Raw genomic sequence first — 338 nt, forward strand, 5'->3', positions numbered from 1 at the left:
TACTCTAATAGAGGTAAAAAATGCTTTGGACAATACAACTGGCAGCTTAAAAACCAAACCAATGCGATAGGTGCTATTTACAATAATCAGCTGTTCGCTGTTGGACTTTATGATCGCAGTGTCAATAGTGATGTATTTCATAGCTGGGTTGAACAACTGCTGCTACCAAGCTTACCGAAAGACAGTGTAATCGTTATGGATAATGCAACCTTCCATAAGCGCAAAGACACAACTGAACTTATAGAAGATGCAGGGCACACTATTTTATGGCTGCCACCTTACAGTCCTGATTTGAATCCTATCGAGCAAATGTGGGCTTGGGTCAAACAAAAACGTAA

The 338-nt window shown here is 40.2% G+C and carries 1 protein-coding gene; it reads left to right on the plus strand.

What is annotated here, in order from left to right; all coding sequences use genetic code 11:
• The coding region (locus tag CXF58_RS01340; RefSeq protein ID WP_145989779.1) for a transposase at window positions 1-338 on the plus strand (338 nt) is incomplete at both ends.

It is taken from the genome of Psychrobacter sp. Sarcosine-02u-2 (assembly GCF_002836335.1).
Classification (GTDB): domain Bacteria; phylum Pseudomonadota; class Gammaproteobacteria; order Pseudomonadales; family Moraxellaceae; genus Psychrobacter; species Psychrobacter faecalis.